This is a genomic window from Pelomonas sp. KK5 (genome assembly GCF_001984095.1).
Classification (GTDB): domain Bacteria; phylum Pseudomonadota; class Gammaproteobacteria; order Burkholderiales; family Burkholderiaceae_C; genus KK5.
In genome coordinates, this window is the sequence record NZ_LYVQ01000587.1 from 1 (window position 1) to 344 (window position 344).

Here is a 344-nt window from a genome sequence, read left to right on the forward strand (position 1 = left end):
GAGCTGGTCAGCGCGTTCAGCGTGTCGCTGGCCATGCCGGCGACCTGGGCGGTCGTGAGCTGCGAGACCTGGGTGGTCGTCAGGGCGCCGATCTGGTCGCTGGACAGGGCGCCGAGCTGCGAGCTGCTGAGCGCGCGCAGGGCCGCGCTGCCGAGCGCACGCAGGTCATCGGTGCTGAAGTTGCTCAGCTGGTCGGTCGTGAGGCCGGCCACCTGGACCGAACTCAGCACGCCGGCCTGGGCCGAGCTGAGGGCGACGATGTCGCCGGTGGTCAGTGCGTGGATCTGAGCGGAGCTCATCGCCTTCAGGCCCGCGGTGCCCAGCGCGACGACGTCTTCGGTCGT

At 70.9% G+C, this 344-nt stretch carries 1 protein-coding gene; it reads right to left on the bottom strand.

Going from position 1 to position 344, the window contains the following annotated elements; genetic code table 11:
- Positions 1-344 (bottom strand): hypothetical protein (locus B0W88_RS34265; RefSeq protein WP_158081005.1); only part of this gene is annotated, 344 nt, incomplete at both ends.